Genomic DNA, 15,838 nt, shown 5'->3' with positions numbered 1-15,838 from the left:
CGAGGAAGGCCTGATTGATGAAAGATATGAGCCTTTTAAGACAGAGGAAATGAGTTTCGTCGAAATTGTAAATCGATCAGCGTACTATTTAGAAGATGAATGATGACGGAAAAGTAGGCCAAGAAAGTGGTAGGTGTAAGTAGGGAATTAAACTGTTAGGGTGGTCTTTGAAGTTTTCACCGTTATAATAGAAAGAGAATCCTTCTTCAAGAAATCGATTAATAATTCTTGTCTCCGTAAGCAAATTTTTATAAACATAGTCAAAACCATAGTCAAAGATTTTTATAAGGGAAAACAAGCCCTGTAAAACCTTGATATGACGACATTCCTACAAGACGCGGGTTCGACTCCCGCCGTCTCCATAGTAATATGGCAAAACACCACCCGCCGAGGGTGGTGTTTTTGTTTGGACTACTGTTGAAATGACGGGAGCAGTCATACAAGTGCAGGAGTGCTCATAAACACTGGCGTTCCGCTCATAAATCTCTGGAAGTGATCATAACTCCCCGATTCCGCTCATAAAACCGGTAAAGTGATCATAAATCTCGGATTCTGCTCATAAACCTGTGAAAGCGATCATAAACATGGAAATCCGCTCATAATCCTCGGAAAGTGATCATAACGCCCTGTTCTGAGCGGCCAGCCAGCCCGGCATCACTCACCAATCCCCAAACATCTGCGGTACCCACCAAACTCCCGCTCCAACAGTTCCCCAACTTGAAACAAGAGCTCTTCATTCCCTTTCCTGCTCATCAGCTGAACGCTGATCGGCATACCATCCTCATCTCTGCCGACCGGCACAACAAGCGACGGCAGTCCCCAGACGTTCGCATAGCCGGTGAATGGCATATACTTTAAAAATCCTTTCCGCAGGGAGAAGATCTCCTTATACATCCGGCCGTGGAGCGGAGCGCCGGTGTGGTAGACAGGGAACACGACAATGCGGTCGGCGAGATAGCTGTTGAGCTCACGGTCTCCTTGTTCGATGATGGCATCGATTTCCGCCCGCCGTTTGGCAGAGGGACGGAACAGGGTGGCGCCGATGATCGCCCACGAAAGATACGGATGGATGGCGGATCGTCTGCCGAGTTTGGCTTTGGCGAATTCCTTTATGGCGTTCGCCCCTTTGCCGGGCAGGGCGATGTCCCGCATGCCGGATGCGCCGTCGAACGACATCATCTCCTGCCACAAGCGGGCACTGTCCCGGAAGTAGGGCGGCTCCTTGCGCGCAACGGGGAAGTCCTGTTTGAGGTGCGCCGCCACTTGGTTGAGTGCATCTGCCGTTTTCCCTGACATTGGATAGGGGCCGGCCGGCGGCAGCACATCGATCTTCAAATCGTCTGTCTGCCGTTCCTCCATTGACTGCTCGGCGATAAGGCCATACAGCAGGCGCATGTCACGGACCGACTTCCCCATCGGGCCGAAGCCGATCATCCGCTCCTGGATCGGGACGCCGACTGCAGGGAATGAGCCGTCGCCGGACACTTGGAACCGGCCGCTTTTGAAGCCGATGACGCCGTTGAAATGGCTCGGGAACCGGATCGAGCCGCCGATATCCGAGCCGATGCCGACCGCGGCGCCGCCTGCCGCAAGAAGAGCACCTTCGCCTCCGCTCGAGCCGCCGGCTGTCCGGGCCGGGTCCCATGGGTTGTTGGTGCGGCCATACAGGTTGTTGTCGGTCTCCTGGCAGAAACATAGTTCCGGCGTATTCGTCTTGCCGAGGATGATGGCCCCGGCCTGCTTCAGCCGTCTGACCACTTCGGCATCCTTCTCCGCCACTATGTGCTGACGGTGAAGCAGGCCGCCCGTCGTCTTCATGCCGGCTGTGTCGAATGCTTCCTTCACACTGATCGGCACGCCGAACAGTTCACCGGCGGCTGCCCCGGCTGCGAGCTGCCGGTCTTTCTCCTCAGCTTCCTGGAGCGCCTGCTGGAAGCGGTCTTCCACCATGGCGTTAATGTGCGGGTTCACCCTCTGCAAGTGGTTGACGTACGCACCGACTGCTTGGGTGCAGGTCAGCTCACCTGCTCTGATGGCTCTTGCTGTTTCCGTGGCGTCCATGTCGAGAATGGCCGGCACTGTATGCGGGGAAGACATGATGCCTTTTTCATCCATAATAATTCCTCCTGTTTGCGGCAGTCAGCCCTATGGGGGAGCGGCCGCCTCGTTTCCTGGTAACTCGTTACTTTCAGTATACTAGTTAAAATCAGAATAATAGGCCATTTGAAAAGCAGACACTTAAATTTGGCGGAAATATGGAGGGCGATAAGAAAAGTCTTAACATGAATTTGCCGTTATAGTATCATCTTATCGGCGGGCAGCTGTCCCTTCAGGGGGGGGGCAACCGGGCGGGCGAACCGGTTGTATGGAATTGCAACATGTACCAGCTCGCAATAATGCATGAAGGCTTGCAGAACGGATATATGATAACCGCCGAACTTTGAAAAACGTCTCGCACAGATATTCTCAAAAGGAGGATTCCATGAAACTGATCGATGAACTAACAGATATCTATTTAGAAGGAGTGCAGGGGGAGATGCACTATCTTTTCGACCGGCGCACGGAGCGCATCTTGCTGGATGCGCCGACGTCACTGACGGGCGAACCTGAGATCGACTTGGATGACGAAGAGTATGAAATGGCAGTGGAAGTTCCAGTGTCCACGTCTGCTGAGATGTACCAGCTAAGAGCCGAATTTGCGCAAAAGCAGACAGAAAGGAATTCAGTTGGGGCATTGTTGGCGGCACTAGAGGGTCGCAAACCATTCCGGCAGTTCCAAGAAGCGGCATATGAGCTTGGACTGATAGAGGATTGGTATACGTGTGAACGTAAGTATGCGGCAGGGATTATGGAGCAGTGGTTGACTGACAATCAATGACGGGGTTTTCCATGACTAGGACTAGTGCCGGAACGCAGTCTGTCATTCTGCACAAGTACATACCGGAACAATCAAAAAAGGACCGAGCCTATCAGCTTGGTCCCTGCAAAGTTTTAGCGCAGCGAATTGATTGAAACACGGGACCGCACCGTCACGTATGCCTGAGATCCTCATCATGCACATTCATGAACACGTTTACGATGAACAGGACGATGCCGAGAGCCAACGCGCCGCCGCCCGAAAATGTGATGACGTGGGCGAACCCCCGGGTGCTCGGGATCTGCACCATGAACATGCTCGCCAGCAGGAACGGCAGGCCGATCTGATACAGCCAGAACGTCCAGGTTCCGAGCACACTCCGTCCCGCTCGCGGATAAGTCGCGTAGACCAGGCCGATGACCGCAGCCGACAGCCATCCGACCAAATTGACGTGAGCGTGTGCCGCTGCCCATTTCAGCTGGATGGTTGCGGACATGAACAGACCGAGTCCGATTCCGGTGATGAAGTAGAGGCTCGCTAGTTTGATCCATCGTGAAGCCATTATGAAAACTCCTCTCATTAGTAGTTCCGGGCCTGTAATTGAGTTCGTTACTACTTTTTTACCACTAATCTAGGATGGACAAACACCAATTTACATAAAACTATTTTGGGAAGATAGGTAAATGGCAGGAAGTATGGATATGAGGCAAACAGTGAATGAAAAAGTTGTGATAAAACCAGCAAAATTCATACAGCAATTGCTGATGAGGGGGAAGTGATCATAAACCTATGGATTTCGCTCATAAACCGTGGAAAGTGATCATAAATCCGTCATTCCGCTCATAAACCCTGAAAAATGATCATAAAATGCGGAAACCGCTCATAAACCCGAAAAAGTGATCATAACCCGCGCCAAACCGCTCATAAACCCATCCGGCACGTCCCGGCTTGTCCAACCACACAAAAAAGCTGACCCCGAAAGGTCAGCTTTTTCATATTTCGTCACAATCAGTCCATCAAGCCGGCTGCAGCCCCGATTCCGCAGCCTGTGCGAGCAGCGCCACCGTCGCAGTCCGGATCAGGCCCGGCAGCACGCCGAACGAGTATGGCTTATACAGGCGCTCGGTCCATTTGTGGCCGTCCTTGCCGTAGACGCCCATGTTGACGGACGGGATGTCGAGCCCCTGGATCGCCTTATATGGAATCGGGAAGAATGTCTCCCATTCCGGCAGGTTGTTAAGCAGGGGAGCCAGCTCGTCTTCCGTCTCGTGGATGGACAGGAAGCTGCCGTCCGCCAAATAGGGGAAGAACTTCTTCAAAGCAAACTGTTCGCCGGTCGCAGCCGATGCTTCCGCCAGAATCGCTGTCAGCGTCTCCTGGATTGCCGCGTCGCGCGCAACGTCCGTCTTCAAATAGTTGTGCGGCAGGAACGGCGGCGCGAAGAACACGATGACGCGCGCTTTCTTGGCTGGGTCCGCTTCCTGCAGGGCGCCGGCGATTTCGAAACTGATCTCCCGGAAGTCGTCCGATTTGCTGTCTGCAATCGCCTGTTCGATGATCGGCTGGACATCGATGCCCTGTTCGATCAGCTGTTGCATGTACTCCTCGTACGTCACGACATCGATCTCCCATGACAGGTCGCGTGTCGGCAGACCGGTGAAGCGGATATACTGCTGGAACTGCTCCTGCAAATACTGCTCGGTTTCCGCGCAGACATTCTTCGTTTCCCTCAGCAGCTTGCCGAGGATCTCACCCGGCGTGTCTTCGTAGACGAAGTAATTGAAGTACAGATGGCTGCTCGAGGCAGTCTGGACGGTATAAATGTCTTTTGTGTCCCGCTGGTACAGGCAGGTCGGCGGCAGGACGAGTTCGCCTTCGATCTGCTCCGCGAGTTCGTACCGGTTGTGGAAGCGCTCTGTCAGTTTCGCAGCGATGAAGTTCGGATCGATGCCGGACAGCGTATCGCCGACATGCACCTCACGGCCGTATATATGGAAGCAAGGCAGGATCTTGCCCGCCGCGCCAGTGTAGATATACCGGTGCGGGTCGCCGTCATAGAGCGGGGTGATGAAGTCCGTGTTGATGGCGAGCGCATACTCGAGGCCCTGTTCCGCCTGCAGCCTGTTCAATTCGGCGAGCGCTCCGATGATGCCGCGGTGTTCGCTTTCCTCGTCGCCGTTCAGCAGGAGCAGGAGATTGCCTTCCAGCTCGTCGCGATGCTCGGAGAAATGCAGGAGGTTCACCATGTGGACTGCTGCGCCGCTCTTCATGTCGACGGCACCGCGGCCGAACATCCAGTCACCGGACTGGGCGTCCCGCCGGAGTTCATCATCGTTTTCGTAGGAGCTGAAGAACTCCGCGAGCGCATCTGGCGAGAAGGCACTGTCTTTCAGCTGGCCGAAGTCTTCCACGCCGACCGTGTCGATATGGGAATGATAGATGATCGTCTTTTTCGAGAACGACTTCCCTTCGACGAACGCAAAGACATTCTTGCGTCCGATCGGATCATTTTCGACCGGCTGCATCCACAAGTGTTCGGGATGCTCCTGGAAGTAGGGGAAGGAGCTCAGGATCCGGAAGAGCTCTCCCGCCACTTCGACTTCCCCTGATGTGCCGTTGATGCTCGGGATGCCGACCAGATGTTTCGTAATCGCCTCAAGTCTCTGTTCCGTTGTCAGTGGGTGGATGGATGCGTACATAGCAAATACCTCCTGCTTCAAATTAGTGTCGTTTCTTATTCGGATATAGGTTCGTGAAATAATCTTTCGTGATTTCCCGCACTTTTCCGTTCAGGAAGAGGACGGCGATCAGGTTCGGGATGACGACCGCTGCCAGCAGCAGATCCAGGAACTGCCAGATGAACTGCAGACCGCCGACCGCTCCGATGACGATGGCAATGATATAGACAAAGCGCATGACTCTAGAGAAAGCAGTGCCGAACAGGAATTCCGCCTGCTTTTCACCGTAGAAGATGATGACGACGACTGTCGTGATGACGAACAGGAAAAGCGTTGCGGAGATGATGAATCCGCTCAGCGATTCGCCGAAGACAGGCGCGAATGAAGCGGCCACCATCGTCGAAGCGTCATCCGCTGCAATCCCTTTCCAGACGCCGGACGTCAGAACGACGAGGGCGGTCAGTGTACAGACGATCAGCGTATCCACGATGACTTCGAAAATCCCCCAGAACCCCTGCTTGGCCGGATGATCAGTCATGGCGGAAGAGTGTGCGATCGGCGCGGTTCCCATACCCGCTTCATTGGAATAAAGGCCGCGTGCGAGCCCCCAACGGATTGCTGCAGCGACTCCGGCCCCTGCAAATCCGCCGGCTGCCGAGATCGGGGTGAAGGCGTGCTGGAAGATCAGCCCGAACGCAGCTGGCACTTCCTTGATGTTGACCGCAAGGACGATCAGCACGCTGAGCAAATACAGCACAACAATCGCCGGAATCATTTTCTCGGACACTTTCCCGATGGTCCGGATTCCTCCATACGTGACCAGGATGACCAGGACGGCGACAATGATCCCGGAAGCGAGCGGCGGGATGCTGAACGAACTTTTCAGTGTGGCCGCGATGGAGTTGGATTGGACCATTGCGCTTGCAATGACTTCGATCATGAGGGCGAAGGCGAAGAAGGAGGCGAGCTTCTTCCAGCCGAGCCCTTTCTTTATGTAATACATCGGACCGCCGACATACTCGCCGTGCTTGTTCTTCTCCCGGTATTCGATGCCGAGTACAACTTCGGAATACTTCGTGCCGATGCCGATCAGGGCTACGAGCCACATCCAGAAGATGGCGCCGGGACCGCCGAGCGCGATAGCAACCGGCACGCCGACGATATTGGCGGCACCCATCGTAGAAGCGAGTGCAGCGGTTGTCGCCTGGAATGGTGTCAGGGTGCCGGGTGAATCCGACTGGGCGAAGATCTTGCCGAACGTTTGTGACACAATGTGTGGGAAGTAACGGAACTGGAAGAAGTTCAGCCGGACGGTCAGGAACAGCCCGCCGCCGATAAGCAGAAGGATCAGCGGCATCCCCCAGATGAAGTTTGATACGGATGAAATCAGTTTTGTGAATTCTGCCACACTTCCAACCCCTTTTCGTATGAATGGAACTCTAATAGAAAGCGTTTACATTCCGCAATGTGGAATGTATTCTGTAATGCGGAATAACTTCGCAAGTACTATTTAATCCTACTTATCTGGCACTGTCAATTCCTTATTTTACGAACAAACCGGTTTTCATAATTTACACAACAGTCAATGTCTTGTAGACTCAATAGACAAGACTTTCTTCATAAGAAGAGCGGTGAGCGGGCGGCAGAAAGGTACAGCCGGAAAGCACCCGCTGGCAATTGAAACGGAGCTGACAAGATGATCCAGTCGATAGATCGGGCAATGAAACTAATTGAAGCACTGTCTGCGGACGGGAAAGACCTCTGGCTTGCCGCAGAGCTCGCAGAAGAGACGGAACTTCCGATCAGTACGGTCTACCGGATCACGCAGTCCCTGCTGCAGCACGGGCTGATCATCCAGGACGAGACAACAAAACAGTTCAGTCTGGGCTACAGGTGGATGGAACTCGGACTGAAGATGTTCGAGAAGCTCGATGTCCGGGACATTACGAGGCCCGTGCTTGAACAGCTCGCAGCCGGCGTGGAGGAGACCGTCTACCTGAATATTCCGCGAGGTGACTACTCGATGATCATTGAACGGATTGACAGTCCAAAGAGCGTGAAGATCCAGGACAGTGTCGGTGCCCGGATTCCCCTCCATATCGGCGGTGCGAACAAAGCGATCCTCGCCAATCTGCCGAGTACCGAAGTACAGAAGATACTGAAGCGGCTGGTGTCTGATGAACAGAAGCGTGCAGAACTGCTGGAGGTGCTGGCCGTCGTGAAGCAGCAGGGGTACGGAATCAGTTATGGGGAGAAGACGAAAGGGACCATCGCTGTCGGTGCTCCTGTCTTCGACTTCGAAGGGCGGCCCGTCGGTGCAATCAGTGCCGAGGTGCTCGCCTACGATTTCAAGGAAGAACGTCTCGACAGTCTCATCGAACAAGTCTGCGCGGCCGCACGCCAGGTTACAGCGGAATTGAGCGGCGCCCAGCACGGATGATCCATCAGGAAGAAGATCGGCCGCGGCCGGTCTTTTTTCTATGCGGATTTCCGATCCAGGCAGGGAGCACGGCGGCTGCAGCCAAAGGCCGGTTTCACATTCCCTTTCATCCACTTGGCGCTTTGGTGATTGACCTTCGGGTTCCCCGGGAAACCTGTCCAGTAAGGAGGGTGATCGATTTGGAAGAGTTCTGCCTGTGGCCGGAGGATCCAGTGCCGGCCGATCAGAAAGGATGCACATGCTGCAGACTGTACCGCCAAGGATCCCGCATGGTATGGGGAGAGGGGACGCCCGGGGCGCCGGTCATGATCATACTGGACAATCCGGGTGCGCGTGAAGATCGGGAGGGGAACCCTGCGGTGTGCACGACGCGTCAGACATTGCAGCGCGCGGTCCGCGAAGCGGGGATGACGGAGGACCAGCTGTATGTCACATATATTCTCAAACGGCGGCCCGTGCGAAAGTATGATAAGGAAGAGACCCGGTCCATCTGCATGCAGCACTTGGACCAGCAGCTGGCCGCCCATCGACCGGAACTGATCCTCTGTCTCGGAAATGTAGCGGTCCAATCATTCTTTGGCGAACCTGATGCAGAAGTGAGACCATTGCGCGGAGCCTGGCATGAGGTGCGGGGGATCCCGACCGCAGCAGCGTATCATCCATTGGCGGTGCGCCGCCGGCCGAATCTTCTCCGGCTGTTCCAGGAAGATATGGATTTTGTAGCCGCCGCACTCCGTTCACGAACATGAGCCTGCAGGGGTTTTTTGAAATTGCTCCCGCTGGACATTCAACACACCGCGAAAAGTCCGTATTGGCATCCCATCCGCCGAAGCTGTTCATTTCAAGAAACCTGGTGTATCTTCCTGCCGAACAAAAGCCTAGTAATTGACAGGAAGACAGTTTCGGGGTACAATTCATTGTCGGGGAAACCTCCGATAAATGCTCTGCGTCCATACAATGGACTGTTCCGAAATGAAACTGAACCGACAATTGAGACTATATAAAAGGCGGGTGGGAAATTTGAAAGATCTGACCAGCGGAACGGACAACTTCTTGAATAAGTTCTTAGGCATATACGGGTTGGCGGTTGTGATGCTTTGGCTGAAGACCTATCTCACGCAGGCCTCGCAATTCACGCTTGGCGTGGAAGGGCCGCTCCAGCATTTCCTTCTGCTCATCAACCCATTGGGGTCAGCCCTGTTATTCCTGAGCATCGCCTTCCTTTTCAGAGGGAAGAGACGCTACACAGTACTGACCGTCATTTACGCACTGATGTCGTTCCTGCTGTATGCGAACGTCGTGTATTACCGGTTCTTCAGTGACTTCATCACACTGCCGACAATCTACCAGACGCAGAACTTCGGCGATCTGGGCGGCAGTATCATGACGCTCATGAAACCGACGGACCTCCTGTTCTTCGTTGACGTTCTCGTCATGTTCGCCCTGCTGTTCACACGCAAGGTCAAGAAAGAGACGGACCGGGTCGGCCGGCGGAAAGCTGTCGCAATCGTTGCGTTCGCCCTGGCAGTGTCCCTCGTCAACCTGGGACTCGCGGAAGCGAACCGTCCGCAGCTGCTGACACGCGGATTCGACCGCAACTACATCGTGAAATACTTGGGTATGTACAATTACTCAATCTACGACACTGTCGAAACGGCGAAGGCCTCGTCGCAGCGTGCACTAGCGGACAGCAGTGACATCGCCGAAGTGATCAATTACACGCAGTCGAACTATGCGAGCCCGAATCGGGAGTATTTCGGCAAAGCGAAAGGCATGAACGTCATTTACCTGCATCTGGAGTCCTTCCAGAACTTCCTCATCGACTATAAGATGAACGGAGAAGAAGTGACCCCATACTTGAATGCACTGGCGAAAGACAAGAATACCCTGTACTTCGACAACTTCTTCCACCAGACCGGCCAAGGGAAGACATCCGACGCCGAATTCATGCTGGAGAACTCGCTGTTCGGCCTGCCGCAAGGTTCCGCGTTCATCACAAAAGCGCAGAATACGTACCAGGCGGCGCCGAATCTGCTGAAGAGCCATGGCTATACGTCAGCGGTCTTCCACGGAAATAACGGCAGTTTCTGGAACCGGAACGAAGTCTACAAACAGTTCGGCTACGACCATTTCTTCGATGCAAGCTACTATGACACCAGCAAGCCGGAAGATATGGCGGAATACGGCCTGCTCGATAAGCCGTTCTATGAGCAATCCGAGAAGTACCTTGAAAAATTGCCCGAACCGCTGTATGCGAAGTTCATCACCGTCGCCAACCACTTCCCGTATACGATCCAGCCGGAGCTGACGACGATCGAGAAGGCGCAGACAGGCGATGTAAGTGTCGACGGCTACTTCCAGACAGCCCGTTACACCGACGAAGCCATCAAGCAGGCATTCGATCAGCTGAAGGAAATGGGCCTGTATGACAACTCGATGATCGTTCTGTACGGCGACCATTACGGTATCTCCGACAACCATAAGCGGGCGATGGCCCAGGTGATGGGAAAAGAGATCACGCCATACGAAGGCGCCCAGCTGCAGCGTGTACCATTATTCATCCACGTGCCGGGCATGAAAGGCGGCATCGACCATACGTACGGCGGTCAGACAGACCTGCTGCCGACACTGCTCCACTTGCTCGGCATCGAATCGAAGGATTATATCCAGTTCGGATCTGACCTGCTGTCTGACGGGCATAAGGAATTGGTGCCGTTCCGGAATGGTGATTTCATCAGCCCGGCTATCGATTCCATCAATGAAAAGCTGTATGACAACAAAACCGGCGAGCTGCTCGACGACAGTCAGCACGAAGCCGCAGAAGCGCTGAAAGAAGAAGCGTCCTACAGATTGCAGCTGTCCGACAAAGTCGTCAACGGCGATCTGCTGCGGTTCTACACACCGGAAGACTACACGCCGGCCGATCCGGCTGAGCTGGATTATAAGAAGGATGCAGAGAGCACAGCCAACGGAGTGCAGTAACCGCAGGCTGCCCTGGCCTTTACAGAAACACCATCCATCGCGGATGGTGTTTTTGTGTTAGGGGAAAGCACGTGCGATAACTGACGGGTGCTTATTAAGTTGGGTCTTTGATCATAAATCGAGGGAAGTGATCATAAAAATGGGGAAGTGATCATAAAACAGGAAAAATGATCATAAAACAGAGAAAGTGATCATAAATCTGGGAAAGTGATCATAAAACCGAGGAAAGTGATCATAACTTCACAACTCCACCCGACGCCTGCCGATAATTCAGCATGGCTGCCGTACATCACCGCACACATGCGCTCATAGAACTTCCACTATCGGGAACACTGCTCACGAGGAGGCGGATCGCTATGCAGAACAGCAAGAAGTACACGGTGGCCGGCACTGACATCGAGGAAGTGAAACGGCTGAACGCGAATTCCGGGCTGACGTACAACGAATTGAACGAACTCATCGCCAGGACAGGCGGCAAGGGGTCTGCCCGGTATTCGGACACGGACGCTTCCGCCGTCAGAAGGGCAATCCGCGGGGAATGAGGGAATCCGGGCTTGCAGCATTTTGTTCCGGATCAAGCGGACCTCTTTGGCAAACGAACAGAACACCCTCCATCACGGATGGTGTTTTACGTTCTATCAGAAGGCAGCAAAGATGTGTACGTGCAAAAATAAACGCGACCGGCCAAGCCCGTCTCTGGTTATCGGGCAAAACCGAGATTGAATGGACGGGCTCCGCTGGTGCTCCGCCTTTTCTGTCGGAGATGAACATTGTCAGCATGCGAGTGTTCAATCTGCTGGTGTCTGTTCTTGCGCAAGACCCGCCCGTTCCCACGCCGAACCCGCCCGTTCTCAATAGGAACCCGCCCTTTCGAACCAGCAACCCGCCCATTCCCGCCCTCCAACGCAAAAAGACCAGCCGCGGCTGGTCTTTTTGCGTTACATGCATGTGAACGTATCGATCCGATCCAAGTCGAAGCCGGTATATTCCCAGCGGCGCCACTGGCTGTTCCAGCGGTAGCCGGCGATCGATGTCCGGCCGACGAAGGTCGGATAGAACCAGAAACCGCGCCGGCGGGACGTCCAGATGTACGTGTAGCGGTACATACAGTTGCGGATGCCGCCAGGGTCGACCCGCATGAGCTGCTGATCCGGATAGGCGGGTGTCTGCGAAGGGGGTGCAGACTGCGGAGCGCCCTGCGACTGGCCGCCGCCTGGTCGGGATGGCTGATCCGGACGGCCCCCTGGATAGGACGGTGTGCCCGGCCATCCCCCCGGATAAGACGGATGGCCCGGCTGCTGTCCCGGCCATCCGCCCCACGGCCAATTCTGCTGACTGCCGTGCCAGCCCGGCTGCTGCCAGTCGCCCCACCCCGGCTGGTTCCATTGGTTCCTCGCTGTCATCGAATCCATCTGCCAATCAACCTGCTGCGGGACATAGCCTTCCGGCAGCTGCGGAAACCACTGCCCGTCACCGCTGTTCATCTGATTCATCCAAAAACTCCTCTCACTCATTCGCTCTTCGCTCTATCCTATGCAGCCCGCACATCGCCGTCTGGACATCCGCCCGGCTAAACCTTTCTGCCACCAGCAGTGCAAACATGATATGATGAAAACAGCATCTAACAACCAAGGAGAGTGCCTCATGACAGACATGCGCCCGCACATCCTGGTCGTTGACGGAATGGCTCTGCTGTTCCGTTCATTCTTTGCGACCGCTGTGCACAATCGATACCAATACAACGAGCAGGGGATTCCGACGAACGGCGTCCAGGGATTCGTCCGGCATACACTGACCGCCGTCTCCGTCTTCCGGCCGACACATCTGGCGGTCTGCTGGGATATGGGAGCTGTCACGTTCCGGAACGAGCTCTATGATGGCTATAAAGCGAACCGGCCCGCACCGGCTCCGGAACTGGTGCCTCAATTCGATCTCGCCCGCCAGGTGTCCGAAGACATGGGCTGGGCAAATTTCGGCATCGCCGGCATGGAAGCGGATGACCTGATCGGATCGCTTGTGAAAAGATGGAAAGCCGAGGCACAGCTGACCGTCGTATCCGGAGACAAGGATCTGCTCCAGCTGCTGGCGCCTGATGTCCGGATCGCCCTGACGAAGAAAGGCCATTCCATCTATGATGTCTATACGGAAAACCGTTTTGTCGAGGAGTATGGGATGACGCCGCAGCAGTTCATCGACTACAAAGCGTTCATCGGCGATCCGAGCGACGGTTATCCGGGCGTCAAAGGGATCGGGCCGAAAACCGCCTTGAAACTGATTCAGACCTACGGTACAGCAGAGAACGTGGCCCGGTCTCTGGACAAGCTGACCAAATCAGAACGGACCAAGATCGAGCAGAACCTGGACATGCTGCGTATCTCCAGGGAACTGGCGGAAATCCATTGTGAAGCGGACGTCGGAGGAACACTGGAGGACCTCATGATTCCGTCTTATGACAGCATGGTCATCAGCAGGCTGTCCGGCAACGGCCTGCGCGGTGTTGTCAATCAGCTGGTGTTATCCGAGCCGGTATTACAGTCAGGAGGGGATCGGAATGAGGAATTTATTGATCCGTTTGAGTGAGAAAGTGATCGGAAACGCTGAACAGCTGGCGGGTCTGATCACCCGTGCCCAGAACGAGCGGTACCCGATCATGCGGAAACTGGAAGGCGAGCTCTATCCGGCCCGTGTGGAATTGGTGAAACTATATGCGAGTGCGATGATGATGGATGAAGAAGAGCGGAGTGAACGGCTGAAACGCTGGGGTGAGGAAGTCGGCACGGCATTCGCAAAGAAGGAGATCATCTCACTGGATATGATGCTCCGTGAAGTTCCTGAGTACCGCGAGTATATTGGAACCGTTATGAAACATGAAGGACTGAACCAGGGGATCAGTGCGGAAGAGATGTATGACCTGACAACCGACTTCGACAGGATCGTCAATGACATCGTCTATTACTTCAGCCTCCCGTTCGTGCAGTATGAAAAAGAGATGCTGCTGAAATCACAGGAAGCGGTCGAGGCATTGTCTGTACCTATTTCTTCGATAAGTGATACGACTGCCATCCTGCCGCTGATCGGTGTCCTCGATTTCAACAGGAGCACCGTGCTGCAGGAAAGGGTGCTGATGGAAGCTGTCCGGATGAGACTGGAATATCTCATTATCGACCTGTCGGGCCTCCAGACGACGGATACCTATGTTGCGCAGCAGCTGTTCACGCTGTTCGATTCTCTGACACTTGTAGGGACAACGCCCGTCGTGAGCGGCATCACACCGGTCATTGCCCAGACACTGGTCGGATTGGGCCTCGATTTCGGAGCGATCCGCAGCTTCGGGAATCTGAAAACGGCAATCGAGCACGTGTCCTGAAACTCGCATAGGAAAACCGGACCTGCCATGGAAGTGATCCAGGCAGGTCCGGTTTTCCATTCTGCGGTCTATAGGCGGCGCGGAACAATGCGCACAAACGTCAGTACCGGCGCATTCTCCTTATAGGAAATATACCGCAGGCGGCTCGGTGAAGAGGGGGAGCCATTATCATGGACGGCCAGCTGGATATCCCCAGCGGCTCTTTCGTAACCGATGACCGGCACCCAGTGGTAGTCGAATGCTGCAGACTGCCGCCACTTCCGGGACAGCCATTTATCGAACTTCGCTGCAACAGGCCGCCCTTCATCGATTTCGGAGAGGGCTTCTTCAACGGTGCATTTTTCGACCGTCCAGCCTGCGCCGAGCAGTTTCCGCAGACGGCGGACGAAGCGGCCTGTGAACAGACCGATCCGTGTTGTCCCGAGAAGCCGGTACAGCTTATCCACAGGCACATCCCCGAGCGGGTGGCGTGCGTAGCGCAGCAGCAGGGAAGCGGTCACGGGCCCGCATGCGGATGAGCGGATTTTTTGACCGATATCGCTGTCATACTGGGATTTCCCCGTGAATTCTTTTAACAGCGGCATTGCGGTACCTCCTATCAGTTCCTGGCGAACGACAGTCCATTCTCTTTCATGAGGACTTGGAGAGCGCCTTTGAAGTTTGCATAGGACTCGATCTGGTCGGCAACTCCGGCGTTCGTCAATTCGCGGACGAAAGGAGGTGTGAACCCGACCATGAGAGGACGGACCCCCATCATCTGCAGTTCGGCCTGCATGAGACGGAGTTCCGCTGTCATGACTTCCGGGCCATCTTCTTCGTCCAGCCGGAGACCGGAAAAGTCGAAGACGGCATATTCGATATCCCTGTGGTCGCCTGTATATGCGAGGACAGTGGACCGGATACGTTCGAAGCGGCTTTGGTCTGTATGTCCCGTGATGGGGAGAAGAATTGTATTTTCGACGATCGAAGGAATGATCGGAACGGACGTCTCACTGATGATCTCTTCATAATTGGCAATCTTCTCTTTCAACTGCCGGATCTCTTCTGTTGGATTCATGGTACACCTCTGTGTAGTTTCTATGGTTCTCCCCTATTATACAGGAACTTGGAAAAATGGCACGAAAAAACCGGATGCCGAAACATCCGGTTGCGCGTGCTGTCAGATGGAGATCCCTTCAAGGAACCCGGTCACCTGATCCGGGGACTTCGCGTTGGCACTGTGCAAATGCGCCTTCTTTTCGCCATTTTCGAACACAAGAAGACTCGGAATGCCCATGACATCGTATTTCTCGGCGATTTCAGGGAGAACGTCGCGGTCGACGTCATACCAGTCATACTCGTCGTATTTCTCTTCGATCGGTCCGATGAACATGTCCATCACGCGGCAGTCCGGGCACCAGCCGGCCTGGAACTTGACGATGGAGCGGCACTTATCCGAAATGATGTCGTAAAATTGTTCTGAAGTTTTGATTGATTCCATATTGCAATCCCTACCTTTCATACCCCCAGTGTAC

Annotated in this window: 15 protein-coding genes; 7 read left to right on the top strand and 8 right to left on the bottom strand. The window is 54.5% G+C overall.

Annotated elements, in window-relative coordinates; all coding sequences use genetic code 11:
* Positions 1–654 precede the first annotated feature (654 nt).
* On the bottom strand, positions 655–2,115 hold the full coding sequence (locus BN1190_RS04060; RefSeq protein WP_244898670.1) for an amidase: 1,461 nt from the start codon (positions 2,113–2,115) through the stop codon (positions 655–657).
* 367 nt (positions 2,116–2,482) lie between these two features.
* Here BN1190_RS04060 and BN1190_RS04055 point away from each other — a divergent pair, with 367 nt between their 5' ends.
* Positions 2,483–2,878 (top strand): UPF0158 family protein, encoded by a 396-nt coding sequence (locus tag BN1190_RS04055; RefSeq protein ID WP_040285753.1) that lies wholly within the window; start codon positions 2,483–2,485, stop codon positions 2,876–2,878.
* 151 nt (positions 2,879–3,029) lie between these two features.
* Here BN1190_RS04055 and BN1190_RS04050 read toward each other — a convergent pair whose 3' ends face one another.
* From BN1190_RS04050 to BN1190_RS04040, 3 genes are all read right to left on the bottom strand, one after another.
* A complete protein-coding gene (locus BN1190_RS04050) occupies positions 3,030–3,419 on the bottom strand; it encodes a hypothetical protein (protein WP_040285752.1) in 390 nt (129 codons plus the stop codon).
* A 454-nt stretch (positions 3,420–3,873) separates the two neighbouring features.
* The gene (locus BN1190_RS04045) at positions 3,874–5,556 is read right to left on the bottom strand and encodes a M20/M25/M40 family metallo-hydrolase (RefSeq protein ID WP_052461680.1); all 1,683 of its coding nucleotides are present in this window, start codon (positions 5,554–5,556) and stop codon (positions 3,874–3,876) included.
* A 22-nt stretch (positions 5,557–5,578) separates the two neighbouring features.
* The gene (locus tag BN1190_RS04040) at positions 5,579–6,943 is read right to left on the bottom strand and encodes an alanine/glycine:cation symporter family protein (RefSeq protein ID WP_040285751.1); all 1,365 of its coding nucleotides are present in this window, start codon (positions 6,941–6,943) and stop codon (positions 5,579–5,581) included.
* A 288-nt stretch (positions 6,944–7,231) separates the two neighbouring features.
* Between BN1190_RS04040 and BN1190_RS04035 the strand changes: the two genes are divergently transcribed.
* The 4 genes from BN1190_RS04035 (at position 7,232) to BN1190_RS04020 (ending at position 11,499) form a co-directional block, all read left to right on the top strand.
* Positions 7,232–7,975, top strand: coding sequence for an IclR family transcriptional regulator (locus tag BN1190_RS04035; RefSeq protein ID WP_040285750.1), 744 nt, complete (start codon positions 7,232–7,234; stop codon positions 7,973–7,975).
* Between the two features lie 179 nt (positions 7,976–8,154).
* A complete protein-coding gene (locus BN1190_RS04030; protein WP_040285749.1) occupies positions 8,155–8,724 on the top strand; it encodes a uracil-DNA glycosylase in 570 nt (189 codons plus the stop codon).
* Positions 8,725–8,995: 271 nt separating this feature from the next.
* Positions 8,996–10,957, top strand: a complete 1,962-nt coding sequence (locus BN1190_RS04025) for an LTA synthase family protein (protein ID WP_040285748.1) — start codon at positions 8,996–8,998, stop codon at positions 10,955–10,957.
* A gap of 356 nt (positions 10,958–11,313) precedes the next feature.
* Complete coding sequence (locus BN1190_RS04020) at positions 11,314–11,499, top strand: hypothetical protein (protein WP_040285747.1); 186 nt, start codon at positions 11,314–11,316, stop codon at positions 11,497–11,499.
* A 396-nt stretch (positions 11,500–11,895) separates the two neighbouring features.
* Here the strand turns inward: BN1190_RS04020 and BN1190_RS04015 are convergent, their stop codons facing one another.
* Positions 11,896–12,450 carry a hypothetical protein gene (locus tag BN1190_RS04015; RefSeq protein ID WP_244898669.1) on the bottom strand — a complete coding sequence of 185 codons (555 nt, stop codon included), beginning with the start codon at positions 12,448–12,450 and terminating at the stop codon, positions 11,896–11,898.
* Positions 12,451–12,601: 151 nt separating this feature from the next.
* On the opposite strand from BN1190_RS04015, the gene BN1190_RS04010 reads away from it, so the two are divergent.
* Positions 12,602–13,537, top strand: a complete 936-nt coding sequence (locus BN1190_RS04010) for a 5'-3' exonuclease (RefSeq protein WP_082023258.1) — start codon at positions 12,602–12,604, stop codon at positions 13,535–13,537.
* On the top strand, positions 13,509–14,324 hold the full coding sequence (locus tag BN1190_RS04005; RefSeq protein ID WP_040285746.1) for an STAS domain-containing protein: 816 nt from the start codon (positions 13,509–13,511) through the stop codon (positions 14,322–14,324). Before BN1190_RS04010 ends, BN1190_RS04005 begins: the two co-directional genes overlap by 29 nt.
* 68 nt (positions 14,325–14,392) lie before the next feature.
* Here the strand turns inward: BN1190_RS04005 and BN1190_RS04000 are convergent, their stop codons facing one another.
* From BN1190_RS04000 to BN1190_RS03990, 3 genes are all read right to left on the bottom strand, one after another.
* Positions 14,393–14,908, bottom strand: a complete 516-nt coding sequence (locus BN1190_RS04000; RefSeq protein ID WP_040285745.1) for a C39 family peptidase — start codon at positions 14,906–14,908, stop codon at positions 14,393–14,395.
* 14 nt (positions 14,909–14,922) lie between these two features.
* On the bottom strand, positions 14,923–15,381 hold the full coding sequence (locus tag BN1190_RS03995) for an STAS domain-containing protein (RefSeq protein WP_040285744.1): 459 nt from the start codon (positions 15,379–15,381) through the stop codon (positions 14,923–14,925).
* 102 nt (positions 15,382–15,483) lie between these two features.
* Complete coding sequence (locus BN1190_RS03990; RefSeq protein ID WP_040285743.1) at positions 15,484–15,804, bottom strand: thioredoxin family protein; 321 nt, start codon at positions 15,802–15,804, stop codon at positions 15,484–15,486.
* Positions 15,805–15,838: the final 34 nt, after the last annotated feature.

The organism is Sporosarcina koreensis (genome assembly GCF_000826145.2).
Taxonomy (GTDB): domain Bacteria; phylum Bacillota; class Bacilli; order Bacillales_A; family Planococcaceae; genus Sporosarcina; species Sporosarcina trichiuri.
This window is presented reverse-complemented; position numbering and strand designations above follow the sequence as displayed.